Here is a 25,512-nt window from a genome sequence, read left to right on the forward strand (position 1 = left end):
AATACGGTATTTTGTAATGCTTAAATATATGCATCAGATCTATTTTATACTATATCTGAAGTTTTTTCCAATCCTAAGCCTAAAAAATCTAGGTTTTTAATTCTATACTTTCCTTAACAATAAAAAAAGCCAGGTGTTAAACACCTGGCTTTTATACTCTTCTCTTTAACCTCTCTATCCCTCTTTCTCTTCTCTCCTTCACTATAAATATATTCAGTGCCATCCCTAGCCCCAACACCATCCAGAAGTTTGGTGCTATGGATACAGCACTGTCATTGAAGAGACCTGCTATGAGGTAGGAAAAGATTCCTATAAATATCCCCAGGGAGATGACTTCTCTCTCTGTAGCCTCCCCCACAGAGCTATGTATCTTAAGACTCTGAAAAAGGTATGGGATAACCACCAGCAGAAAACCTAACAGACTGAGAAGCCCTGTATTTATAGCCATCTGTAGGTACATGTTATGGGGCTTGGAGATAAACATATAAGGGGTTCCATAGGATATAAATTTTCCAAAGTAATCATTTTGGGGGTAGATTATCGGATAGGTGTCAGGGCCATATCCAAAAAGTCCTGTTTTTTTCAAAAGGGGTATGCTTCTTGACCATATATATATTCGTTTAGATCCCTTTTTTTGTATCTTATCTAAAAAACTTATTCTTTCGGGACTCACTATCTCCTCCGCTTTCCCATCTCTACCTATGGTTTTAAAGCCTCCTTTCGTTACAACAAGAGGATAAGAGCTTTCTCCCCCAAGGTTCAAGTGAATTACATTCTGATATCTACTATCCCTTCTAAAGGAAATCTTTTCATATTTTTCTCCCTTGAGATATATGGTTCCTTCCTTTTCCTCAAAGATTACTTCTCTGCCTACCTCATCATAGATCTCAAGCTCCTTTTCAGCTCTTTTAATGCGGAGAACTCCTTCGTACATCTCTAACCATAACCCACCTTTGTCAGCGGTCAGTTCCTTATAACTGCTTCCAGCCCCTTCATCCTTGGCTAGTTGTTCCCTTATAACTCCTCCCGAGAGATAGTCCATAGAAGAGTATATTCCAATACTCACAGCCAAAAGAGCCAAGAAAGAAGGAAGAAGTCTCCTTACTTCCCTTATCTTCAAGAGAAGAAGAAGGAGTGTTCCAGCCTGGAAAGCTACCATACCCGCTCTGGATCTGGAAGCCAGCAGAAGGGCAAAAATTACACTATAGACTATCAGTAGTAAAAATTTCTGAAGCAGCCTTTTATTCTCTAAAAAGAGAACAACTAAGATTCCCAGAATAAGTGCCGCAAAGGATCCGCTGTAGTTTGAGTTTCCCAGGCTGGCTGAAACATTGTGAAACTGGGGGCTCCCCTTTATAACCTCTATCATACTGGTATATCCCCCGCTGGGATATACCACCTTTCCCATCAACTCCTCACCAGGAAGTATCCACTGAGCCAGAAGTGGAATCTTATAGATGCTCCTTCCTAAAAATTCCGTTATTCCAGCAATACTCACTAATACTCCTCCAGCAAGAAGAGAGTATATCAGGAGCCTTACCCTCTTTACATTCTCTACAGATATATTTAAGGCTGCCAGAGCGAGTACTCCATAGGAAAGAAGGGCAAAATAACCCTCATACCTGTTCCCTCCCCCCTTCAAAGCTATGCTCCAGAAGGGAGACATAAGGGTGGAGACCGTTATCCCTACAATATAAAGGGCTATCCCCACATTATACCTTGTTCTTACCTTCTTTCTCTTCAGGAGGTAGATCAAAAACGAGAGAGCTGCCAGAGGTATTAGTAACTTCAGCTTTTCATAGAAGTAAAAATCCCCGTTAGCATCTCCCAGGGGATGGACCAAATACTCCAGACTCCCCCTGGGTGTTGGAAATATGTTCATCTTAACTATAACAGGATATATTACAAAAAGAACTATTAAAGGTAATACTTCAATCATCTGCTTCCTCCATTATGCTTTAATATATTAAAGATATTCAGTATTTGAAGAGATTTCCTTTATATAGTTCTTCTTAGAGGGTTAACAACTACCTCTTCTCAAAAAGCACCACAGCATAGGCCTTCATTCCTTCCTCGGTCCCAGTAAATCCAAGCTTCTCCTCTGTAGTTGCTTTCACACTTATTCTGTCCACTTCCACTCCCAGGGTTTTAGCTATATTTGTCCTCATACTCTCTATATATGGTTTCAGTTTAGGTCTCTGAGCTACTATCTGAGAGTCTAGATTACACACCCTATACCCCTTACTCTCTATCAGTTCCACCACATGAGCCAGGAGTTTCATGCTGTCTGCTCCGCTATATTCAGGGTCTGTATCTGGAAAGTGCTGACCTATATCTCCCAGAGCCAGAGCTCCTAACATGGCATCCATTATTGCATGGACCAGTACATCTGCATCTGAGTGGCCTAAAAGCCCCATCGTATGGGGCACCTCTACTCCCCCTAATATAAGTTTTCTCCCCTCTACCAGCTTGTGTACATCGTAACCATTTCCTATTCTATACATACCTTCCTCCTTAATCTTAATCTTTGATTTTTTTACTATGAAAAAAGAGGCCCTAGGCCCCTTTTTAATCTATCTTAGTTCCACTCGTGGTAGAGTTCATCGTAAAATGCAACGATCTCTTCCTTCGTTACCGTAGAGGTTCCTATTCTCCCCACTACTACACCAGCTGCTGTATTGGCTATCTTAGCGGCTTCATGCCATGTCGCCCCTGCTGCTGCTGCCAGGGTAAATACAGAGATTACAGTATCTCCAGCACCTGTCACATCATATACTTCCTTAGCAAAGGTTGGGATAGTTACAGTCTCCTCCTCAAAGAGACTCATCCCCTCCTCACTTCTTGTCAGAAGAAGGTTGGTTAGGTTAAGTTTTTCCTTCAGTTCCCTTCCTAGCTTTTCCACATCCTCTATTCTGTCTAGTCCAATGCACTCCATAGCTTCCTTCCTGTTAGGAGTCATAGATGTTGCTCCCACATAGTTCCCCGCATTCTTAGGCTTAGGATCCACAGTTACTATCTTCCCGTGCTCATTGGCAAGCTTTATTATCTCCTTAGCCACAAGAGGAGTCAGCACTCCCTTATCATAGTCGGATAGTATGATGGCATCTATATCATCTATACAGTTTCTCAGATTTCTCAAAAGCTTGCTCTCCAGTTCAGGGCTTATATCCCTCTTATTCTCCCAGTCCAGTCTTAGAAGCTGCTGGTTGTGAGCTATTATCCTTCTCTTAACTATTGTAGGACGATCCTCTGCTCTAACAATCCCATCTACATTAATGCTGTTCTTGGCAAACTCATTTGTCAGCCTATCTCCATTGGGATCATCTCCTATTACACCAAAGGAAAAGGTCTGAGCTCCTAGGGTAGAGAGGTTATTTACCACATTGGCTGCCCCTCCAAGAACAAACCTTTCCTCCACTACATTCACCACAGGAACAGGAGCCTCTGGTGAGATCCTGTCTACACTACCAATTATATAATCATCCAGCATCATATCACCGATAACTGCTATCTTTATACTTTTAAATGATTCGAGGATTTCCAATAATCTACTTTTCTTAACCATAATTTCTACTCCTCCAAAAAGATGTTTTGCATTCAATTATAACACAACGAACTTAAAAAAAACAAGCTGGAAACCCAGCCTGTTTCTTTTAAATCTCTTACTCACTGAATAAATTAGGTGTTCCTATTATCTGAGGAGTTGCAGGAATCCTTGGATATATCTTTCTATGATCCTTGATATCTCTCTCCATTCTGTGAAGCTCTGTACTCTTGAATCCCTTGAGATCTATATCGGTTTGTGCATTATCCACTGTAACTATCTCAGCCTTTATCTTTATGAAGATATCCCTCATCTCATTGCTGACTCCCTCTTTTCTGAATAGGAACCCTATTCCTGGTAGATCTCCAAGTAGAGGCACCTTACTTATTGTATTAGCTACCTCAGCTCTCTTAAGGCCACCTATAAAGAGGCTTTCTCCACTTTTTACAGTAACCCTGGTTGTTATATTTCTAATGGATTTAGATCCACCATCTTCATTAAAGGTTCCTCCATTTGAAGTTGTTCCATCATCCTTAAGATTAAAGTTACTTACCTCCGTATCTACAGAGAGAAGAATGGTATCCTCCTCATTTACTCCCTCTCTGATTGTAGGCTTTACCTTGAAGATGAGCCCTGCTTCTTCAAATAGTGGAGTGGTTCTCGTAATGTCGTTATCTTCCTCTACCTCTTCCTGACCTACAATTACTTCATCTGTAATCTTAAACTCCGCTTCCTCACCATTGACTATAACTATGGATGGTACCGCACTTATAGCCAAATCCTGGGTAGACTGAAGCATGTTTACAGCTACTCCCAGTACATCGTCTCCACCGTTAAAGGTTCTTACCATACTTAGGTTAGTTGAAAAAACATTTCCTATTCCAATAGTTCTTCCCAAACTCTCTAAACCTGTACCACTTGTTCCCTGATTGATAGTATTTCCATTGGAATCCTTAGGAAGGGTTCCATTGGAATCGTAGTACCAGTCAAACCCTAAACTCTCAAATAGGTTATCTGTCACATCTAAGATCTGAGCTGTTATCCTTACCTGCTTAAGTGGTGTATCCAGATCCTCTATTAACTTCTTTGCTGGTACCAAGTTGGATGGAGTTCCCTTGATTATTACCATATTAAGTTTGTCAAAAGCTGCTACCTCTATCTCCCTTAGGGATGATTCAAGTACATTCTTTACATCCTCTGGAAAAGCATGCTTTAGAGTAACCCTCTCTGTTATGAGTTCTCCTCCACTTTCATCTCTAACCTGGCCAAGAAGCCTTCCTCTTACTCCTCTGTCATCTACAGGTTCCCCAGTTCCAGCGTACCCTTCCGGATACTCCTTTTTAAGCTGTATCTCTATAAAGTTGTTCTGGGCTCCCTTTACCTCTATAAGCTCTCCAGCAACCTCATATCCTGGTATCTCAGCCTTCAGAATATATATCCCGGGATTTACACTCTCCATAATGAACATACCCTTATACTGGGTCTTAATAGGGTTTAAGCCACTGTTTAAAAGACTTATACTTACTCCGTTTAGTCCGCTTTCATACCCTTCAGCTGTTACTTTTCCAACAAGGGTGTTGTCACCTACAGCTGCTCCGCTTCTCTTGGAAAATACCAGCACATCTCCCACTACCTTGGTCTTAAGGTTGTTGGTAACCTTTAAGGTGTCCACTACCTCTTTAAGGTTCTTACCCCGTCCTATATAGAGGTCCAGTGCTGTTCCCTTAGCCGAACTGTCTGCCACCATGGTCACTCCCGTTGATTTAGATAGTACACTGAGGGCATCTGAAAGAGCCACATCCTTGAAATCTATCTCACTGGAAAACCTGGCTGCGACCATTTGTTTATCAAGTTTAGTTAATGTTTCTCCTAAGGCTATATTACATATTGCAAGCAACAATACTCCCACTACCCACTTCTTCATCACCAACTCACCTTCTTTTTGTTTTTATTTCAGTGGTGATCCCACTGACGATATCCCTCACTCTTATTCCCTCGCTAAATATAGTGACAGCAAAGGTGTCCTCTGCGCCCCTGACTACACCGCTGCCCTTTATTGTTTTCCTCAACCTCTTTCCGTCTCCGCTGTTGAAGTAAAAGGTCCCGTGCCAGACCCCCTCTCTGTTTACAACACTGATAACCTCAGGAAAACGCCCTTTAAGCTGCGCTTCTGAATTCGCCCTGTTCATAGCTGCAGCCTCCTGAAATATATCGTTTTTTTCACTCTGAAATATCTTCTCTCCGCTTCTGAAGCTCTCCTCATTCACATAGCCCCTTAGAGGGTTTTCACCATGGGCTAAAATACTTATAAGGAAAAGCATCAAGATTATATTACTTACTCTCTTCACCATCCTTACTCACCTCACCACTGCTTCTGGGGTAGTATGCCCCTAATTTAAAGGTTGTCTTAACCCTTTCATCCTCTCCGCTTCCTCCCCTTGTGATATCTACCACGCTTCCCTTGAGGGTAAGAAGCCACTCTGAGTTTTCCAAATAATAGAAGAGGTTGGATATATTCCTTCCTGTTCCCTCAAGACTGTATGGAATATACTTCTTTTCATAGGCTCCCTCTACCACGTTACCGCTTGTCTCCATAGCACCAATGGACAATACCCTTACTCCCAGATAATCCACTATCTTCTGAACTACCTCCTTCAATATGGCATTGTTTTGCACACTGGCATTATCCAGCTTTACCTTAAGTTCATCGTAGCTCTCCTTCTGTTCCTCATACTTTGCCACCTGTAACTGAAGTTTATCTTCAGCAGCTAAAAGCTTAGTGGTGACACCTTCATGTTTAGCCACCTCCGCTTCATATACCTTCTGATTTCTTCTTATGGTCACTATAGGCCTCACTATAAAAAGGTGAGTTATAAGAAGTACCACGAGAGCTGTAACTATATAAAATCCCAACTCCTGCTGTCTATCATCCAGATCTATTGCTATCTCCTTTCCAAATAACTCCATTACCTCACCTCCCTAATCCCTTAATTCCAGTTCAAACTGGAAGTTATTCACCTTATGGGTATTCTGTTCCCCGGCCCTTGTAAAATCATGGTGTATTTTTTTATAGAGGTCACTCTCTATAAGGTTTTTTTCAAATTGATAGAGGTTTTCCTCAGACGTCAATCCCAGCTCCCAGTTTTGGTAGGAAACTCCGCTTATCCTTATCTTCCCACTCTCATAGTTCATCTTATTGAACCACAGATTGGTCGGTACGCTGTCCTCTAAAGATTGAATAACCTCTGATATTCTAAAGTTCTCATTTTTAAATAGATCCTCTATCATGGTTATCTTATCTGTAAGGTCAGGTATCTCAGACATCTCCTTCTGGATTTGAGCTATCTTTCCCTCCTTCAGTGCTATCTCCTGCTTCTCCCTCTGAATATCATTTTCTATACCCCTGTTCCAGATAAAGAGGCCTGAGAACACAATAAGCTGTACTGCAAATATGACACCCATTATAAGGCTACACCTTCTGATCAGGTTGTTCCTCTTTAACTTTTCTCTATATTCCGGTGTCAGAAAGTTAATATCATACATCCTAACTCACCTCTCCTGCCACGTTCCCCAACAAGTTGGCTAATTCAACAGAGTGATAATCCTCAAATTTTGTTTCCAGCTCCTCACCAAAATCAAATCCTCCATAGCTTATGTAATCTGTTTCTATCCTTACATTTTCATGGAGGTAGTCCTTAAATCCCTTAAGTAAAGATCCCTCTCCCACAAGAAGGAGCCTTCTTATATTGGAGGATATATTTTTCTTGGAAAAATAATCCAGTGATAGGGAGATATTCCCTTCCAGCTCCTTAAAGGCATTGGTTAGGTCTGTAAACATTGCTACTTCGCTGCTATCATCCTCAATCTTCTCTCCAAGTTCCATCTTCCTCTTTACATTTTCGGCCTCTATATAGGTGGTATTCTTATGCTCCCTTATTATTTCAGTAAACTCTCCTCCACCTATGAGAGTATTTATAAACATCTTTATTCCATTTTTATCTACAAAGTAAACCTTGGTTCCTTCAAAGCCAACATCTATAACTCCGGTAACTCCTCTATACTCATCCTCATCATTTGTCTCAATTATCTTCTCCATGAGGTGATAACAGGCTACATAGTCTGGAAGTAGCCTTACTACGGTAACCTTTAACTTTGTCAGAATATTCAAAAGGGCGTCTACCCTCTCCCTCTCTATGGAGATGGTGAGAACCTCCTCCTCTTCTTCGTCCTTCCTTATAGGAATCTCCTCTGTAAGAAAGTCTAATGGATCATAGTTGGGGATTATGCTCTCAAGCTCCTCCTGGATAAGCTCTAACCTCTTATCTTCATCCTCCTCCCTCGCTATGACTATGGACTTACTGTAAAACCTCTGTCCAGCTATAGATACCTTTACCCTTTTATTTTTTAGGTTCAGCTCATCTATAACCTCTCCAAGGGCAGCCTCTAACCCCTCGTTTATCCTTTCCTCTCTGGACTCGCTCCCCACAATACTTCTCTTTACTATCCGGTCTACCTTCCCGCCGCTAAGGGTGAGCCCCCTTATATTCCTGGTCCCTATATCTATACTTCCATGCACCCTTTCACTTAAAAGTTCTCGCAACATCTCTCGCCCTCCTCGAGTAAAACTCCCTAAATCCATTTATGATTTTCACTCTATACTTAATCCAAGCTTAAAATAGTTTACTTATCCCTCAATTGAATTCCTCTTAGTATTTCAAAGAATTTCTTGAAAATAATACGGGCAAAATAAAAACCTGGAAGAGATTCCAGGTTAAACTTGATTCTAGTAAAAATAAAGGAGAGTAATCATACCTCCAAGAGCTATATAAGGTCCGAAGGGGATTTCATCACCTTTTCCCTTCTTTTTTAAGGCCATCATAAGCAACCCCATAGCAGCCCCTATCACAAAGGAGACCGTTATAAATATGTGGACTATAAAGAGGTTGATATACCCCATCAAAGTTCCCAGAGCCACAGCCAGCTTTACATCTCCAAACCCCATAACTTCCCTCTTACATATGTCCGCTCCGTAACCATAGATGAGCAGAAAGGGAAGTCCATAGACTGCTCCGCCGATTATAGACCTCTCAATTCCTATGCCGTTAAAGAAGGAAAAAATCCCCCCTATAATCATAATCCCCAGACTTACCCTGTTGGGAATGTAGTAGTGGTCCACATCCACCATGCTTCCAAAGATAAGCAGAGTTACCACAATTATGGATACTGGTGTCCAGAGATTAAACCCAAACTTCATATAGCACACCATCCACGCTACCCCTGTTAACCCCTCTACTAAAGGATACCTAAGGGATATCCTCTCCCTGCACGAACTGCACCTCCCCCTCAGTAGCACTACATAGGAAAGTATCGGTATATTCTCATACCACCTTATCCTATGGTTACACTTGGGGCAATGAGATGGGGGAAAGGCAACGCTTTCCTTCCTTGGGATCCTGTAGATGCATACATTGAGAAAGCTCCCAATGAGGCACCCGAATATAAATACAAATATCTCTATCATTTTTAAATTCTCCTAGTTTTTATTTTCTTAATTATCTTTTACCATTATACCACATAAAAAAGAAGGTCTTTTAGATTCTTTATCCTTATAAATACTTCCACAGACTCCATCCTTCATAATCCTTGTAAATCTGTGGCAGATGTTTCATGTGAAGCTTCCTTTCCTCAGAGTTAGTGAATATTAGTGTGATATAGTCTCTCTCTCTTTGCCATCTATAAAAACAGTATTTTAATCACTAAAACACCTAAAAAATGGACTAGCTCAACATGAATCAACTACCCTATAACCGATGTTTTTAGGGCAAAAAACAGCCTTAAAAGGACTATATAATGCCTTTAAGAGCATTATACAGTCCTTTTACTAAAGAGATCAAAAATTCTATTTTTAAATTCAAGATAGCAATGGACAAAAGGAGGTTCTCAGAGCCCTCCTAAGAAAATAGAGGATAAGTTATAAGAGAAGTCTTCCTGGAAGGCCTCAGGATGGAAATTGGGAGGCATAATACATTCCTTTCGTTCTTTGCTCGCCCAAAGAACGAAACAAGAAAGGATACCTCTTTTTAAATTGTTCCTTTGTACAATTATTCATAATCCATCTTTTTAAAGCTACACCTTGTAACTCTGTTAGAGAAGAATTATGTGAAACGCTACAAGAAACTTATACTGTTTGACGATTGGGTTAGCTCTTTCTGTTAAAGTCAGATCATACAAAAGAAGGCTTTTAGGTTTTTTATCCGTGTAAATACTTTCACAGACTCTATCCCTCATAATCTGTGTCAATTCGTGGCAGATGTTTTTAGGTTTAAGCATTCCTCTGAAAATTTCAACTTAATTTTTCTTTCAGCTACGGCAATCACTCTTTTTATTCTTGACTGTCAATTGTACATTGTCAATTTTCAACTGGATCCAAAAGGGGTTCAGTGTTCTATCCATTTTCTTACCTATAGTATTGCATGCCTTGATTCACTCTAAATAAATCATTCACCTCCTCCTATACTATATTCCACAAATACATCCCATAAAAAAATGGCGGGAAACCGCCATTTTTACTTTATCCTAATAAGATGTCCAAGGTAAACCTTTAGTATCATAAGCCCCTTGAGCCGATGTATAAGAAGTAGGATCTGAAAACTCAATATCTACTCCGTCTCCAGCCACGACTTCAAACTCAGCTATCCCACCGAAAGTAAGTGTATTTGAAGAGGCTACTCCTGGATTTGCTCTGTGACCACCTATTTGCACAACGGTTGTTGTTGATGCTGTGTCTACTGTTGGAGGATTGGTTGAATAATCTATAGCTGGTGCTACAAAAGAATTTCCACTAGTATCTGTAAACATCTTTTTTGATGCGTCATTCAAACCGTCTATTGCTAAGCTCAAAGCTTGGGCTTGTGTATTGGCAGTATCTGTTCCATTGTCAAATAAACTTCTTCCATAGTCTGCAAAATATACTTCTGCTGAAGTTCTTAATGCTCCCAGAGCCCCAATCGCCTTAGCATCTCTTCCTTTAGCTATCTGGTCTCTCAGTCTCGGTGCCAGAGTTACTGCCAGAATTGCAATAAGCGCTATAACAACTACCAGTTCGATAAGCGTAAATCCGTTCTTTTTCTTCATAATTCGCCCTCCTAATTTTTTATTCTTTCATAAACCCTCTCGACCTCTGTCTATACATACATATATCTCCATATTTACTTTTTCCTCCTCTTTTTTTTTTTTTTCTTAACTTCCCCTTAAAGCTCCCCTTCCCTTCTTCACCTCTTATCCCATTTAATTTAAGAGGATATAAAAATACCCTGTTTCATATAAACAGGGTATCACTTTAAATTTATTTAACCTTCAAACTTGAGATTAGGTAGTTATACTTCTCTATCTTTTCCTCCGCTCTTACTCTATACCTCTCATCTTTAGAATCCAGAAGCATGGCCCAATAATAAAGGGACCTCTTGAGAAACTCCATATTTTCTGTATTCTCGTAAGCCTGCTCATAGGTGAAGGCCAGGGTGTTTATAAGAAGGTCATCCCTTGTCTCAGCCACTATCTCCTCGAATATTTTCATTATCTCTAGTATATTGCCCCTGGAGGAAGCCAGGGCTCCCGCCATATACTTCTTCAGTACCTCGCTCTCCGGGTTATACTCCAGTCCCCTCCTGAAGATATCAAAGGCCAGGTCAAACCTCCTGTAGGTCCTTATAAAGGCTAGGATGCTTCCCGAGAACTGGTAGTTCCCCTCAAAGTAGGGATCCAGGTAGGATATCTTTTCCGAACCTTCGGCTATAGCCCTTGTAGCCATATCCACATCATCTATCCCCAGGTTTTCTCCAACCACTACCACCTGCTTTACCCAGAGCAGCCCCGCACCGGCTCTCTTGGCCCCCATGAGCCTGGCGGTCACCGTCCCCTGCACAAGCCCCTCCCGGCCAGCATACCCTCTCTCTGCAAGCTCCCTGTCAGCCTCTGCAAGCCTGCTATTTAATCCTGTCAAGATCATTATTCCCAGCAGGAAAAAGATTATACTTCTCTTCATATGCACCACCCCTACAGTCTCTTTCTTGCAAAGAAGAAGCTGGAGATGGATGTCACCACTGCCAGGTAGGCAAGCACATAGAGGGTAGTCGACAGGTAGTCTATCTCTCCCCCCCTCAGGTAATCCCTGTAGTTGAGCAGGTGAAACTTGGGAAGGATAGTGTAGAGTCCTTCTATGATGTATCCATAGACCGTTCCCGACACCTTCTCCCCTATGGTCTTTAACTCAAGGAGGGAGTGACCTGCAAAGTATGTGGATATTGTAAATATTATAGAGGTGACAAAGGATTCAGATACAACCGAAAACATAACCCCTACCCCTGCAAGGATAGACAGTTTGAGGAAGATATAGATCACCGAAACCAGGTAGGCAAGGTCTCCTCCTCCCATAACCAGGATTAGTAGTAGACCCATAGCTGCCACATTAAATGCCACCGTGTAGATCATCCCCAGAACACTTCCTGCAATGTATCCCTCCTTGCTTACAGCTTTGGTAAGAACCAGGTAGATAGACTTCTCCTTCTGGGCTTTGAGAACCTGGGTTGCCGATATATATACAGTCACCAGCATCACAAATATCTCTATGAGGAATAGTCCCGTATCCCTTATTACCCTCTCGCCCTCGTAGAGGGCTATCTCGTTTAACAGCTGGGTAGCCAGAAGCACTATACCTCCAAAAAAGAGAACCCCGTTAAATATCTTGTTGGATATATTTTCCTTGAGGGTGTACTTGGCAACTGTCAGAATCTTATTCATTTTCAGTACCCCCTATGCTCCCTATAAAGTATTCCTTTAGGGAAAACTCCTCCCTTTCCAGGTGAAGGATCCTGTCCCCCTTCTTTATGAGCTCCTCTAACTTATCATTCAAGCCCTCTCTCTTTACAATCTCGGTTCTACACCTTCCGTCACCTTCACACACCTCTATATCCATCTTGTAGGTATGTTCCCTTCTCATATCCTCCATGCATATCACCTCCACAAGCTTCCCCTCGTGGATTATAGCTATCCTGTCTCCTATATCTGCTACATCTGCCAGGATATGGGTATTGAAAAATACCGTTGTCCCCCTGTCCCTCATACCCTTTATGAGATCTACCACTCCCTGTCTTGCTAAGGGATCCAGCCCCGACATGGGCTCATCCAGGAATAAAATTTCCGGATCATTTATCACTGCCTGGGCAAGCCCCACCTTCTGAAGCATTCCCTTGGAAAATCCCTCAAGTCTGTCATTGATCCTTCCGTATATACCCAGCTCTGTGAGCACCTCCTCGGTCCTGATCTTTGCTTTCTCCTTGGGCATATTGTAGAGCTCGCAGTAGTACATCATAAGGTCCTTCAGCCTCATGGATTTAGGGTAGTAAGATATCTCCGGAAGGTAGCCTATCCTTTCAAAATCGGTACTCTTAAGTTTTTCCTTCCCAAAAACACTCACCCTACCTTCATCAGGATCTATGAGCCCCAGTATACACTTCATGGTGCTGGTCTTCCCCGCTCCATTTAGCCCTATTATTGAAAATACCTCTCCCTTCTTCACCTCAAAGGAGATATCCTCTATTCCCCTTTTATACCTTCCTCCCTTTATACCCTTCCATATATCCTTTTCTTTATATCGTACTGTAAGGTTATCTACCTTTATCACACTTGTTCCCTTCTCCATCTCCAAACATTCCTTTCTTCAGTTTTATCCGTCTTTAAAGATTATATTTTGACTTCCTGAGATTTTCAAGCCTTTTATCTTATCCAACACAAAAAGCTGCTATATAAATATAACAGCCTTAATTAATAAGCACATTGCTTACCTTCTTTGTGTTATGGATATCCTCCACCTAAAAATCTTTTCACTCCTCTCTAAGTTATCCTTCTTTTACAAGATATCCCTAAAACCTTTTATTTTATCTACATCTCTTAAAGCGAATTTTATAAACCCTTCCAGTAAACAGTATCGTAAACTCCTTAGAAATAAGTCGACTGTAGGTGTTTGTCAAACACCACAGTGAGAATTTACTTCGTTTCGTTGAGCTAACCTGAATCCATTCGAAGCCTGTAAGAAGAAACGAAAACTTTGTTGTCTCCTAAAAAGACAATTGCCGGAAGTCTTGATTTTTCAGATACATTTGTATGCCCTGAATAAAGGGAAGAAATGCCCTTGGGGTACAAGACAAAGGTATCTGAATTTTCTTGAACTTTTGGTTACTTTTCTTTAATTCACTTCTTTTGCTGATAAGAAAAAACAGAATATCTATGCTATAGCATCTGCCAGACCAAATATCGGTAGATACATCGCCACAACCAGCGTTCCTACTACAACTCCTAGTATAAGGATTACCACAGGTTCAAACATGGCCAGCATATCCCTTATAGCCTGCTCCAGCTCTCTCTCGTTGAAGTCTGCCACCTTATTCAGCATCTCCACCAGGTTTCCACTTTCCTCTCCTACATCTATCATATTTACCACCATTGCTGGGAATACTCCACTTTTCTCCAAAGGCTTGGAGATGGTCTCTCCTGCCTCTACCTCCCTCTTCACTCCAAGGATGGCATCTCCCACAACCACATTGCCCACAGCATCTGCCACAATCTCAAAGGACTTCAGTATGGGCACACCGCTTTCCAGAAGTGTAGCCATTACCCTTGTAAATCTTGCATTTATAGCCTTCTTGATTACATTTCCAAAGAGGGGAAGCCTCATCTGTAGCTTATTGTATATCCTCTTCCCCTTCTCAGTTTTTATAACCTTCTTTATGGCAAAAACAAGAACCACTATTCCCACGATTACCCAATACCAGTTTTTATTGGACCATAAACTAAAGGCCATTACTGCTGCTGTAAGAGGAGGGATCTCCGCTCCCGTATCCTCAAATATGGATACAAAGGTAGGAAGCACAAAAGCCACCAGCAAAAATATTACTCCCATGGTAAGGCTAAGTACTACTGTAGGATAGATGAGAGCTCCCTTTACCTTTCCCTTTATCTCCTCAGATTTTTCAAGAGATTTAGCTATCCTGTTCATAACCACGTCCAGGTTACCCGATTCCTCCCCCGACTTCACCATACTTATATAGAGGTTGTCAAAGTACTTAGGGTGCTTCGACAATGCATAGGAGAAGGGGTATCCCGCTGTGATATCATCCTTTATAGCTCTTAAAGCTTTCTTTACTCCCGGCTTCTTATCCTGGGTTGAAAGGATAGTCACAGACCTCAGCAAACTAACTCCACCATCTAGCATAGCTGCCAGCTCCCTTGTAAGGATTGCAATATCCTTTGGTCTTACTATCTTAAACCTGTCCTTTTTTCCCTTCTTCTCATCCAGCTCCTTGGACTTTATGAGTAGCAGTTTTTCCCTCTTCAATATAGCCTTCAGTTCATTCTCTCCTCCGGCATCCCTTACTCCCTTTAACCTCTTTCCTTTTATATCCTTTGCCACATACTTAAAGGTTGCCACCCTGCTCACCTCCTATATCAGCGTTACTCTTAGCACCTCTTCAAGGCTTGTTTCTCCCAGGACAGCCTTCTCCATACCAGATTCCCTCAGGGTCTTCATCCCCTGCTCCTTGGCTTTTTTGGCTATCTCCAAGGTTGTCGCCCTCTTGGATATCAGTTCCTTTATCTCTTCGCTTATCACCATCATCTCATAGATTGCAGCTCTTCCCTTATACCCCGTACCATTACAGTGTTCACAGCCTCTTCCCATATAAAACTTAGTCTCTCTGTGCTCCTCCCTGTCTATTCCCAGTGCCTTCAAGAGCTTCTCCGACCTCTCATCCTTTCCCTTGCAATGAGGACATACCCTTCTTACTAGTCTCTGGGCTTGTACCATAAGAAGGGAGGCCGAGATCATAAATGGCTCTACTCCCATATTTATAAGCCTGTGAATTGAACTTGGAGCATCGTTGGTGTGGAGTGTGGAAAATACCAAGTGACCTGTCAGAGCAGCCTTTATAGCTATCTCAGAAGTCTCGCCGTCTCTTATCTCCCCCACCATTATTATATCCGGATCCTGCCTCAGAAAACTTCTTAAAGCCGAGGCAAAGGTCAGTCCTATCTCACTCTTACAATGTACCTGATTTATTCCACCCAGTTCATATTCCACAGGATCTTCAGCTGTGGATATATTAACTTCCGGTGTATTCAATACATTGAGAACAGAGTAAAGGGTTGTGGATTTACCACTTCCAGTAGGTCCCGTTACAAGAATTATCCCATAGGGACTTCTTATACATTTATTTAGTTTTTCCAGTGCTCCCTCATCAAATCCCAGCGTGGTGAGGTTTAAGTTTACGCTGCTTCTGTCGAGAATCCTCAGTACCGCCTTCTCCCCGTATACTGTAGGCATCGTGGATACACGGAAATCTACATATCTTCCTGCCAGCTTTATCCTAAACCTTCCGTCCTGGGGAAGCCTTCTTTCTGCTATATCCAGGCTGGCCATTATCTTTATCCTGGAAAGAAGGCCGTTTATAAGGATCTTCGGCATCTTCTTTACTTCAATTAATATCCCGTCCACCCTGTATCTTATCCTAATATCCTTCTCATAGGGCTCCACATGAATATCACTTGCCTTCATCTTGATGGCCTTAGCTATCATGGCATTTACTCCCCTGACAATTAGGGCATTCTCACTGCCAAAACTTCTCTCTATATCCTCTACCGCTGCTGCAGACTGAAACTCTATCTCATCTTCTCCAGACTTATTGAGTTCATCTAAGATAGACTCCACCTGTTTAGTTGAGTTCTTGGACCTCAGCTCAGATATCTCCTCTATACTCTTGAGTATAATGTCCTTAGTACAGAAATGGGGTCTTATGGAGTATCCTGTCTTCATCTGAACTTCATCCACCAGATAGAGGCTGTTAGGCTCAGCCATAACAACGTTCAGCTTGTTTCCAGACTTACTGTAGGGTAGAATCACATTTTTCTTCATAAAGGCCTCTGGCAGGGTCTCAAAGGCATCCATCTTGATCTCCTTGAGAGTCAGGATCTTCCCCTTCACCCCTATATGCTCCGCCACAACATTTATTCCATCCTCTGGAGTTATATACCCCTCCTTCACCAGAAGCTCCACTATCTTATCTCCACTCTTCTTCTGCTTCTCTATTATTAATTCCAGGGTTCCCTCATCTATAAGCCCCTTCTCTATGAGCTTTTGTCCTATAAGCCCCTGTCTCCGCATCACTACCATGTGCAACCCCTCCAAACTTTAGCTTTCTTTACAACTCTCCACTATAATGCTTCTAAAGAATGAAGATTTTCCTTTTTTAACAACAAGCTTCTTCACTCCTCACACCTATTCATTTTCCCTATAGATAGCCTGAGCATTAATCCTCATGGTCATCTCCTCCTTAGAGATATAACCAGATTTATATAGGTCATCCAGCGAGGCCTCGAAGGTCTTCATTCCATACTTCCCTCCAGTTTCCAGGATAGACTGTATCTGATGGGTCTTTCCCTCTCTTATGAGGTTGGATACTGCCGGTGTACAAATAAGGAGTTCATATGCCAGCGCCATCCCCTTAGCTTTATCACTCGGCATCAGCTGCTGTGACATTATCATCTGCAGAAGGTGTGCCAGCTCAACCCTTACCTGTCCCTGCTCCTCCTTTGGAAACATATCCACTATTCTGTCTATCGTCTGAGATGTATTCCTTGTATGTATCGTAGATATCACAAGGTGACCAGTTTCAGCTGCCCTTATAGCTGCCTTTATCGTCTCCTTGTCTCTCATCTCCCCTACAAATATTATATCTGGGTCCTGACGCAGAACATACTTCAGAGCAGAATCGAAGGACACAATATCCTTCCCTAGCTCCCTCTGGCTTACTATGGATTTTTCATCCTTGAACCTGTACTCTATAGGATCCTCCAAGGTATAGATCCTCTTATTCAGACTCTTATTCAGGTAGTTAAGCATAGAAGCCACTGTTGTTGATTTTCCATTTCCCGTTGCCCCGGTCACAAGAACTATCCCGTCCCTCATATCTACTATCTTCTTTAATAGGTGTGGGAGCCTTAGAGACTCCATAGGAGGAATATCACATGGAATTACCCTGGCAACTAGCAGGTAGCTCTTACCATCCCGGGATATGTTTACCCTGAACCTGGATTCATCCTCTATCTCATAGGAAAGGTCGAAACTGAACTTCTCTTCCAGCTGCTCCCTTCCATACTCCGATAAGAGAGCATCCAGCACCTTATTCATCTCCTCATCTGTAACTGTATTTGTATTCCCTATGTAAAATAGTTTTGTATTCCTTCTCATTATCGGTCTGCTTCCTACCTTAAGGTGCAGATCCGACCCCTTCTCGTCACTTACATACTTCAAAAGTGCATCTAACATAATCTCCCTCCTATTCTTTTTTTTAATTTTTATCGCCTCTAATCTTTCTCCCAATCACTACTTACAAGAGTATATGAAGTTATATTGCTAAGATTAATCTCTTTTGAACTCTTTTTCTTATATACATTTACATAAGCTAATTTAGAAGAATTTATACCATCCACCGATATCCTGTATCTGGCATCTTCATTTAAATCAAATATATACATACTAAAATTTATAGGAGAGTTGTTAAGTTTTGCAAGTCCACCATTTTTTGTAGTTTTTATTGCTTCTTCGCCTGCTATACCGTCATTATCAACATTAACATAGTACTCCAATATACTTGGTAAGTCTTCATTCTCAATCAAAACAGAGTCACCGTCCCTTACTTCAATTTTTTTATTTGTATAATCCAATGTAACTTCATAGACCTCTCCCTCATTAAATGATTTATCAGAATACAATCTTAAAATCTCTGTAACTTTATTTTTTGACTCCTCCAGCGCTCTTCTTTCCTTTACCTTAGAAACAGATAGCGAAGTCGTTGATATCAAAATAGCTGCTAATGCCATCACAACTACCAACTCAATCAAGCTATACCCCTTTTTCATAAATCCTCACCCCTGATATTTTTAAATACACCTTTACTAACCGAGACCTTTCTACCATTCAATACCTTAAAATGAAACCCTCAATAGGAATATTCACCCCAACTCAGTTTATTCCTCTTTAATTCTTCACCCAAACTTTGAACTTTAAATTAGAGGATTCAGGGAATTTTTCGAGTAAATTTCAATTAGCTGACAAATATTATATTAAGAATTTTATCTACGACTAAATTTTTAGGTGGTGTTTTATGAAGAAGAAGGGAACAACATTTCTTGAAATTGTAATTGCTATTACCATATTTCTTATTGCTATCCTTCCTATAACCTATCTCACTTTAAACTCCCTTAGGGTACTCAAACGTTCTTCAGAGATAGAGGAAGGAGCTAGAATAGCAACTTCTGTTATAAACTATATAAAATCAAGGGGATACAATAACCTCTTAGAAAATCCCCTTACCGATGCTTCAGGAACTGAGCTTTCTAACTTTTCAGGGTCCTACTTCCTGTCATACGACAATACAGAAGGGGCTTATGTAGTGAGTGATACGAATGGAAATATCATCTCTACCCCTGGAGAGGACTTTGAAACAGATTTTTATGGAGTTAATTACAACACCACTTCCACCTCTCCCGATGCAATCTTCTTCATCGAGAGCTTGGGAATCGATCTTGATGAAGCAGTTATAGATGTGGTTATGGAAAAGTCCGATCTTAATCTCGCCCAGGAAACATCTCCAAGCGGAACTTATGTAAACCTCAGCTATACCAACCCTATCTATAATACTTCATCATCATCGGTCATTATTGGTTCTGGCGGAATTATAGAAAACCCTATCATCTATGGCCTTGTAAGGGTTACCTATACTTCTAAGTCCAAACCCAACAAAGGTGATACTGAATCTGTAGAAAAAGAATACGAACAGACCTTTGTTGTGGTGCCTCTTGAAAACTATTAAATAGGAGGTTAGAGCTATGAAAAAAAAAGGTATGACTATAATCGAATCCATTGTTACCATCGCCCTCCTGGGATTAGTCTTTCTACTGGTAGCCCCTCTCATCAGAGGATTCGGTAGGGTTGATACAAGGGTAAAAACTCAGAAAGAGATCGACAGGGAGTTTGCTAAGATAAACGAATTTATTCAGAAAAAAATAAAAAGTGCTAAAGATGTAGGTAATGCCTCTGGAAGCTATGCAGGAATCTACTCCTCCTTTGACAGTTCTACATTTGATTTTTTAGGAAGTATAACTTCAGAAGATGGCAGTGTCCTTTACTTAGAGATCCCAGACAGCTCCGGCACTTCAGAAGATGTTTTCTTCATTTTTGAAGATGGAAAACTTAAATATAGAGAAGGGGTTACAGTTAATAATGCTGGGAATACAAGCACTAATGAAACACTTATGGAAAATGTTGCTGATGCCACCTTCAAATATCAGGAAGGAATAATCCTCTACTACATTGATTTAGATATTGGCGAATATGAAGGAAAACTCCGAAGTTCATTCAAGGGGTCTGCTTCTACTCGTATCGATATAGATTAGGAGGTTACTATGAAGAAAAAAGGATCTGCTCTGGTTTTTTCAGTTCTAATGCTTTCATTTTTCCTTGCTCTCTCCTTAAACATCTTCTTTCAGGCCAGGAAGAAGGCTGAAAGAGCCGGAGTTAAAGTCCAGGGAGAGAGAACAACTAATAATATAGATATAGCTTCTAGCTTGGGGTATCAGGAACTCCAGCTTGCAGAAAAATTAGTAAGGGAAGGGATTGTCTATGATGAAAGTCACCCTAATAAAAATGACTCTTATACTTTACCTGCTACTGGTAGCTACCTTTATATTGACCCTGCCACTGGTGACTTTAATTCAGGAAAAAGATATGCCGGGATCCAAATAAATAATTTTATAGATTATTTTTCATCAAGCTGGGATCCTGGGGGCACTCTAAGTCAAAAGCTTATAATGGGAGAAAGAATATCTGATGGAAGAGTGGTTAGTAGAATGTGGCAGTCTGCCGGCACAGGATCCACTCTTATCCCTTTATGGGACTCTGGATCCACAAGCATTGGAGGGTATTCTCTTAAAACTGCGCCTGACTTCGAAAATGATTTAGACGCAACTAAACCAGGACTTCAGGCGGCTGCTCTTTATGAAAAATTTATTTTTTTAGATAATTTTACTGTTAAAATTAGAGAAGGGAGGCCTGACGAAGAAGTTCTCGAAGATCTTCAGTCAGTTTTCAGACTAGAGGTCACGGAAGAGTTTGACTACGTAGATAGCGGAACAAATATCACAATTTCTAACCGTCAGATAACTTCATTTATTATCGAAGCTCTCGATTAATATTTTTAAAGACTTTTTTACATTGTCGATCTGTGATAATTTCTATTAACCCGTGACAAAAAAGATTTTCTCTACCCAAGTTCATATTTTTATACAATTCAAAAAGATGTCTGGAACAGCTCCAGACATCTTTTTCGTTATTCTTCTATGCTCTCTATCTCATAGTTTTTCTCGGTAGTACTACTTCCAGTCATTACCTTCATCTTTATATTACTTGTTCTATACTTTACTGTGCCTTCATATTTAGATGTTATCGTTGCGTCCCCTTCCATAAACTTTCCACCGTCATCCATCACATATATCTTTTGTGCTATTGGTTCCGGTACATCCTGACCATCTTCTGGTACCACTATTATACTATCTCCTTTAAAATTGAATAAAATCTGACCTCCTAGATATTCTAAAGTCACATCACTTGTATTGTTAAAACTCCAATAGAACTGCTTTCCTCCTCCATCAAGTACATCTTCCCCGTTTATAATTACCGAAGGTGAAACCATTACCATCTTGCCATTTTTATCATAAACAATCTCTCCATTTTCATCAAGCATTGGGACTTTATCCCCCTGAAACCTTACCGATACATCAAATACAAAATTATCATAATATCCATACGGATAACTTATCCCATCACTAGCTACATAGGATTCTCCTTCACTATAAAAAACCCCTTCTATCGGGCTTTCGCTTGGTGAAAATTCCGAAAAATCACTGTATAGTGGAGTTTCATCAGTAGCGCTTGTATGATTGGAGTATAGTAGTACTCTATCTGCTTCCTCTCTAGTTTCTGTAGGAATTGTTTCCTCACCAACAGTTTTTAGGTATGTATAAGTATAAGTTCCATCATCGTTAAGGACTTTACTTTCTACTCTTAAGGACCACAATTGAAATTCATTATCTTGCCCGGTTCCTGGATTTAAAGACGCTCCACCATCTACTACATTTATAGGGTTATCTCCTGGGTCTCCCTTTGCATAATAGATATCTACTATATTGCTTGGTTCTCCAGTTTCATCCATCTTTTGGTCTCCCACTACAAATCCTGAATATATAGTAGGATCACTTGTTAACTCCCTTCCGGGAAATGTTTCATAATTATCATAACCAGTTATATTTCCAAATTCCATTATTTCCAGACCATTCATATATTCTGTTTCCGCAGATACACCTGCCTGAATCTCATCATGGTAATCCTCTATATCCGGACTGGCAATTATTGTATAACGTGTAAGCCCCGCCTCTTCTCCGCTTTCATATCCCAGCATAAACTTTACTTCATCACCGCTTGTTAACTTAACATCATCGGCATCTTCGCCACCCACTGCTAATTTCAAATATTTGGTGGTATCTCCATATGCTGTATAGTCACTTGGATCTGTATCTGTAACTGTAACCCCAGTATTATCTTGTGTAAACGTGTCTCCTCCTGATATTATCCCTGATACTTTTACATCTTCAGGATTTAGATTATGAGGTACTAATATATATGCTGTTCTTGTTTCTGCAAAGGCTAAAGCTGATAGAATTAAACTTCCAATTAAGATTATTTTTTTTCTTCTCACCTTTTCCTCCTCTTATCATAATATTTTTTAATCAGTTATCTGTACCTAAATGCTATCTGCTACCCTATAATTCTTTTCATTTATTTAATTTCCTTCTTTTATCTTTTCTTGTTGTAAACAAATATCTAATAAACATACTTTTCAAAAGTCAAAAATAATTAAATCCTTCTAAATACTTCACTGATTTTTAAATACTCTTATTTTGTATCCATCCTTTAATAGTTTTTTCCAAAAAATAAAAAAACAGCTTTTCAGCTGTTTGAATTTTAAATGGAGGCGACAGGCGGATTCGAACCGCCGATAAAGGTGTTGCAGACCTCTGCCTTAGCCACTTGGCCATGTCGCCATATGAAATTTAATGGTGCCCAGACGCGGATTTGAACCACGGACACGGGGATTTTCAGTCCCCTGCTCTACCGACTGAGCTATCTGGGCATACCAGTCTTCTGAGTTTTCCATCTTACTTATTGTAAGTTTAATGGCGGGAGTGACGAGATTCGAACTCGCGACATCCTGCGTGACAGGCAGGCACTCTAACCAACTGAGCTACACCCCCATTATATGGTGGTCACAACTGGACTTGAACCAGTGACCCCCTGCTTGTAAGGCAGGTGCTCTCCCAACTGAGCTATGCGACCTCTTGAAGACTCAATAAGTATACGATATATAAAATTTTTATGCAATTTAGCCACACAGTGCTTACAGGAGCTTAATTTGATTTATTACGTTATTTCATATTTTAATAAAAATAAATACTCAACTCATTTTTATATATTTTGGTGTAATTTTATTTGATTTCAATCGAAATACAAAAGTTTAAATAGAGCTTTTTATCGACTGAAGTCGGTCGTCAGACTTCACGAGATACCTTGCTTCGACTCGTCAAACAGGATAGGTTCTATCTAGCATCTCTAAAAAGAGTCGGAAACTCTGTATTACTATAAAAGACAATTGACGGAAGTCTTGATTTTTCGGATACATTTATATCAAGACAAAGGTATCGAACAGTTTTGAACTCTTGGATAATTACAGAAGTAAGAGACTACCGTTTGTTGCATAGAGATAAAAGTACCAATTTCAACAAAAGCCGATATCAAAGTCAATCAAACTTTGATACCGGCCTGGTCTATATTTCTAAAAAAAAGAGTTTTAATAAAAGTGAAAGATTCACATTAAACTTATTGTACCCCTTCATCTCCAGTAGTTTTTCCAGCTTTTCAGGAGTTCTTGCAAGAAGAGTAGCACAGTACATCATCTCCTCTGCCACCTCCCTGGTCCTGTCAAATCCCTTGCTCTTGGCCAGTCCCTTGGCTATCTCCTGGGCAAAGTACATCTTATCCAGGTTGTCTAGAGATACCCTTCGTCCCATAAAGTCTCTCAGAGCCCTGTAGACCCTTATCTTAACCTCCAGGTCCTGATCCTCCTTATACTCCTTCAGAAGGGCCCCTATCTCCCTGTAGGACTCCTCCTTGGAGATATCCAGCCCTCTTCTCCTATACTCCTCTATCTCCCTGGTGTTCCCAAAGAAGAAATCATACTCTCCCTTGCTCACTCCCAGTTCCTCCATATTCTTCTTGGCGATATTCACCAGTATGGATCTTGAAAGTATGGTGGGTATTATATTCAGAGTTTCAGAGAGAAGGATAAAGAAGGTACCCTCCTCAGGCTCCTCTATACTCTTTAAAAGAGCATTTGCAGCTTCCTTCCTGAGGTCCTCTATGTTATCCAGAATAAATATCCTCTTATTTCCCTCATAGCTCGTGCTGGAAGCCTTATAGATTATCTCCCTTACCTCATCTATCTTGATGCTTCCCTCACGGCCATAGATATGCAGATCAGGGTAGTTTCCGCTTTCTACCCTTCTGCAGCTGCTGCATACATCACAGAAGTCGTTCTCAGCTTCCTCACAGAGGATTGCCTTGGCAAAGGCCAGGGCAAACTCCATGGGGTTACTTCCCCTCTTACCGTTAAAGAGGTAGGTTGCTGAGGATTTTTTCATCCTCAGTTCATTCTGAAGAAATCTCTTAGCCTCCTCATTGGATACTATGTCCTTAAACATCTATCTCTCTGCCTTCTCGATCTTTCTCAGAACATCTATCTTATCCAGGGCTATTCCAGCACCAATTACCACGCTCACTAGCGGGTCCTCAGCCAGCTTTACCTGAAGGTGGGTATGCTTGGATATCAGCTCAGGGAAGTTTCTGATAAGAGATCCTCCCCCTGCCATTACGATTCCCTTGTCCACAATGTCAGCAGCCAGCTCAGGCGGAGTCTTCTCCAGTACATGCTTTACGCTCATAACTATCTGCATCAGGGAATCCTCTATGGCCTCTAGTACCTCTGAAGATGTTATAGTTATAGGCTTAGGAAGTCCCGTCATAAGGTCTCTTCCCTTTATTGTCATGATCTCCTCCTCCTCTAGCGGAAGAGCTGTTCCCACCTGAATCTTTATCTGTTCAGCTGTCTTCTCTCCGATTAGAAGGTTGTGGGTCTTCTTTATATACTTTATGATATCCTCATCAAAGTTGTTTCCTGCAGTTCTTATGGAAGTACTTACTACAGTTCCTCCAAGGGATATTACAGCTATATCTGTAGATCCCCCACCTATATCCACTATCATATTCCCCTCTGGAGCTGATATATCGATTCCAGATCCAAGAGCTGCTGCTCTGGCTTCCTCGATAAGGTATGCTCTCTTAGCTCCTGCAGAGATAGCAGCCTCCAGTACGGCTCTCTTCTCTACCCCTGTTACCTCGATGGGAACACATATCATTACCTCTGGCAGCATAAAGTTCATCTTACCAAAGATCTTCTTGATAAAATACTTTATCATAGCCTCTGTAATGTCGTAGTCGGCTATTACACCCTCACTCAGAGGTCTCACAGCTATAATGTGGTCTGGAGTCTTACCAAGCATCTCCTTGGCCTCCTGACCTACAGCTAATACCTTCTTTGTTTCCTTATCCACAGCTACTACCGATGGTTCATTTAGTACTATCTCTTCTCTTTGCTTATTGTATACCAGAGTATTAGCTGTCCCCAGATCTATTCCTATACTCTTTTGTACCCTAAGGCTTGGCATCTTTACTTTGAAATTTAATTTCT

General features: G+C 40.9%; 23 protein-coding genes and 4 tRNA genes. 3 read left to right on the forward strand and 24 right to left on the reverse strand.

What is annotated here, in order from left to right; translation table 11 throughout:
- Window positions 1–151 precede the first annotated feature (151 nt).
- The 17 genes from QMG11_RS16010 to QMG11_RS16090 form a co-directional block, all read right to left on the reverse strand.
- On the reverse strand, window positions 152–1,939 hold the full coding sequence (locus QMG11_RS16010) for an O-antigen ligase family protein (protein WP_281837332.1): 1,788 nt from the start codon (window positions 1,937–1,939) through the stop codon (window positions 152–154).
- Window positions 1,940–2,027: 88 nt separating this feature from the next.
- Window positions 2,028–2,504, reverse strand: coding sequence for a 2-C-methyl-D-erythritol 2,4-cyclodiphosphate synthase (ispF, locus tag QMG11_RS16015; protein ID WP_281837333.1), 477 nt, complete (start codon window positions 2,502–2,504; stop codon window positions 2,028–2,030).
- Between the two features lie 74 nt (window positions 2,505–2,578).
- Window positions 2,579–3,565 carry a D-glycero-beta-D-manno-heptose-7-phosphate kinase gene (gene rfaE1 / locus QMG11_RS16020; RefSeq protein WP_281837334.1) on the reverse strand — a complete coding sequence of 329 codons (987 nt, stop codon included), beginning with the start codon at window positions 3,563–3,565 and terminating at the stop codon, window positions 2,579–2,581.
- A gap of 97 nt (window positions 3,566–3,662) precedes the next feature.
- Window positions 3,663–5,468: a type II secretion system protein GspD gene (locus tag QMG11_RS16025; RefSeq protein ID WP_281837335.1), complete on the reverse strand. Its 1,806-nt coding sequence runs from the start codon at window positions 5,466–5,468 to the stop codon at window positions 3,663–3,665.
- A gap of 7 nt (window positions 5,469–5,475) precedes the next feature.
- A complete protein-coding gene (locus tag QMG11_RS16030; RefSeq protein ID WP_281837336.1) occupies window positions 5,476–5,895 on the reverse strand; it encodes a hypothetical protein in 420 nt (139 codons plus the stop codon).
- Complete coding sequence (locus QMG11_RS16035; protein ID WP_281837337.1) at window positions 5,876–6,511, reverse strand: hypothetical protein; 636 nt, start codon at window positions 6,509–6,511, stop codon at window positions 5,876–5,878. Before QMG11_RS16035 ends, QMG11_RS16030 begins: the two co-directional genes overlap by 20 nt.
- A gap of 12 nt (window positions 6,512–6,523) precedes the next feature.
- Window positions 6,524–7,087 carry a PilN domain-containing protein gene (locus QMG11_RS16040; protein ID WP_281837338.1) on the reverse strand — a complete coding sequence of 188 codons (564 nt, stop codon included), beginning with the start codon at window positions 7,085–7,087 and terminating at the stop codon, window positions 6,524–6,526.
- Between the two features lies 1 nt (window position 7,088).
- Complete coding sequence (gene pilM, locus QMG11_RS16045) at window positions 7,089–8,147, reverse strand: pilus assembly protein PilM (protein ID WP_281837339.1); 1,059 nt, start codon at window positions 8,145–8,147, stop codon at window positions 7,089–7,091.
- A gap of 180 nt (window positions 8,148–8,327) precedes the next feature.
- Entirely contained in the window at window positions 8,328–9,065 is a 738-nt protein-coding gene (locus tag QMG11_RS16050) for a prepilin peptidase (protein WP_281837340.1), read from the reverse strand.
- Window positions 9,066–10,120: 1,055 nt separating this feature from the next.
- Window positions 10,121–10,678, reverse strand: coding sequence for a type II secretion system protein (locus QMG11_RS16055; protein ID WP_281837341.1), 558 nt, complete (start codon window positions 10,676–10,678; stop codon window positions 10,121–10,123).
- 211 nt (window positions 10,679–10,889) lie between these two features.
- The gene (locus tag QMG11_RS16060; protein WP_281837342.1) at window positions 10,890–11,588 is read right to left on the reverse strand and encodes a hypothetical protein; all 699 of its coding nucleotides are present in this window, start codon (window positions 11,586–11,588) and stop codon (window positions 10,890–10,892) included.
- A gap of 11 nt (window positions 11,589–11,599) precedes the next feature.
- Complete coding sequence (locus QMG11_RS16065; RefSeq protein ID WP_281837343.1) at window positions 11,600–12,343, reverse strand: ABC transporter permease; 744 nt, start codon at window positions 12,341–12,343, stop codon at window positions 11,600–11,602.
- A complete protein-coding gene (locus QMG11_RS16070) occupies window positions 12,336–13,244 on the reverse strand; it encodes an ABC transporter ATP-binding protein (protein WP_281837344.1) in 909 nt (302 codons plus the stop codon). The genes QMG11_RS16065 and QMG11_RS16070 overlap by 8 nt, the downstream gene beginning before the upstream one ends.
- 582 nt (window positions 13,245–13,826) lie before the next feature.
- Complete coding sequence (locus tag QMG11_RS16075) at window positions 13,827–15,029, reverse strand: type II secretion system F family protein (protein ID WP_281837345.1); 1,203 nt, start codon at window positions 15,027–15,029, stop codon at window positions 13,827–13,829.
- A 12-nt stretch (window positions 15,030–15,041) separates the two neighbouring features.
- Entirely contained in the window at window positions 15,042–16,766 is a 1,725-nt protein-coding gene (gene pilB, locus QMG11_RS16080) for a type IV-A pilus assembly ATPase PilB (protein ID WP_281837346.1), read from the reverse strand.
- A 105-nt stretch (window positions 16,767–16,871) separates the two neighbouring features.
- Window positions 16,872–17,921 (reverse strand): type IV pilus twitching motility protein PilT, encoded by a 1,050-nt coding sequence (locus QMG11_RS16085; protein WP_281837347.1) that lies wholly within the window; start codon window positions 17,919–17,921, stop codon window positions 16,872–16,874.
- 38 nt (window positions 17,922–17,959) lie between these two features.
- A complete protein-coding gene (locus QMG11_RS16090; protein ID WP_281837348.1) occupies window positions 17,960–18,514 on the reverse strand; it encodes a pilus assembly FimT family protein in 555 nt (184 codons plus the stop codon).
- A 245-nt stretch (window positions 18,515–18,759) separates the two neighbouring features.
- Between QMG11_RS16090 and QMG11_RS16095 the strand changes: the two genes are divergently transcribed.
- From QMG11_RS16095 to QMG11_RS16105, 3 genes are read left to right on the forward strand one after another with little or no spacing between them, the layout of a single operon-like run.
- Window positions 18,760–19,467: a hypothetical protein gene (locus QMG11_RS16095; protein ID WP_281837349.1), complete on the forward strand. Its 708-nt coding sequence runs from the start codon at window positions 18,760–18,762 to the stop codon at window positions 19,465–19,467.
- 16 nt (window positions 19,468–19,483) lie between these two features.
- A complete protein-coding gene (locus QMG11_RS16100; RefSeq protein WP_281837350.1) occupies window positions 19,484–20,050 on the forward strand; it encodes a type II secretion system protein in 567 nt (188 codons plus the stop codon).
- A gap of 9 nt (window positions 20,051–20,059) precedes the next feature.
- Window positions 20,060–20,845: a hypothetical protein gene (locus QMG11_RS16105; RefSeq protein WP_281837351.1), complete on the forward strand. Its 786-nt coding sequence runs from the start codon at window positions 20,060–20,062 to the stop codon at window positions 20,843–20,845.
- Window positions 20,846–20,982: 137 nt separating this feature from the next.
- Here QMG11_RS16105 and QMG11_RS16110 read toward each other — a convergent pair whose 3' ends face one another.
- The 7 genes from QMG11_RS16110 to QMG11_RS16140 all read right to left on the reverse strand — a co-directional run bounded on the left by QMG11_RS16110 (window position 20,983) and on the right by QMG11_RS16140 (window position 25,489).
- The gene (locus tag QMG11_RS16110) at window positions 20,983–22,407 is read right to left on the reverse strand and encodes a hypothetical protein (protein WP_281837352.1); all 1,425 of its coding nucleotides are present in this window, start codon (window positions 22,405–22,407) and stop codon (window positions 20,983–20,985) included.
- A 271-nt stretch (window positions 22,408–22,678) separates the two neighbouring features.
- Window positions 22,679–22,753: transfer RNA gene (locus QMG11_RS16115), tRNA-Cys, on the reverse strand.
- A gap of 13 nt (window positions 22,754–22,766) precedes the next feature.
- Window positions 22,767–22,842: transfer RNA gene (locus QMG11_RS16120), tRNA-Phe, on the reverse strand.
- 44 nt (window positions 22,843–22,886) lie between these two features.
- Window positions 22,887–22,963 (reverse strand) — tRNA-Asp (locus tag QMG11_RS16125).
- Between the two features lie 6 nt (window positions 22,964–22,969).
- Window positions 22,970–23,045 (reverse strand) — tRNA-Val (locus tag QMG11_RS16130).
- A gap of 488 nt (window positions 23,046–23,533) precedes the next feature.
- Window positions 23,534–24,466 (reverse strand): DNA polymerase III delta subunit-related protein, encoded by a 933-nt coding sequence (locus QMG11_RS16135; RefSeq protein ID WP_281837353.1) that lies wholly within the window; start codon window positions 24,464–24,466, stop codon window positions 23,534–23,536.
- Complete coding sequence (locus QMG11_RS16140) at window positions 24,467–25,489, reverse strand: rod shape-determining protein (protein WP_281837373.1); 1,023 nt, start codon at window positions 25,487–25,489, stop codon at window positions 24,467–24,469.
- Window positions 25,490–25,512: the final 23 nt, after the last annotated feature.

The sequence above is a fragment of the Propionigenium maris DSM 9537 genome (assembly GCF_027925155.1).
GTDB classification, from domain to species: domain Bacteria; phylum Fusobacteriota; class Fusobacteriia; order Fusobacteriales; family Fusobacteriaceae; genus Propionigenium; species Propionigenium maris.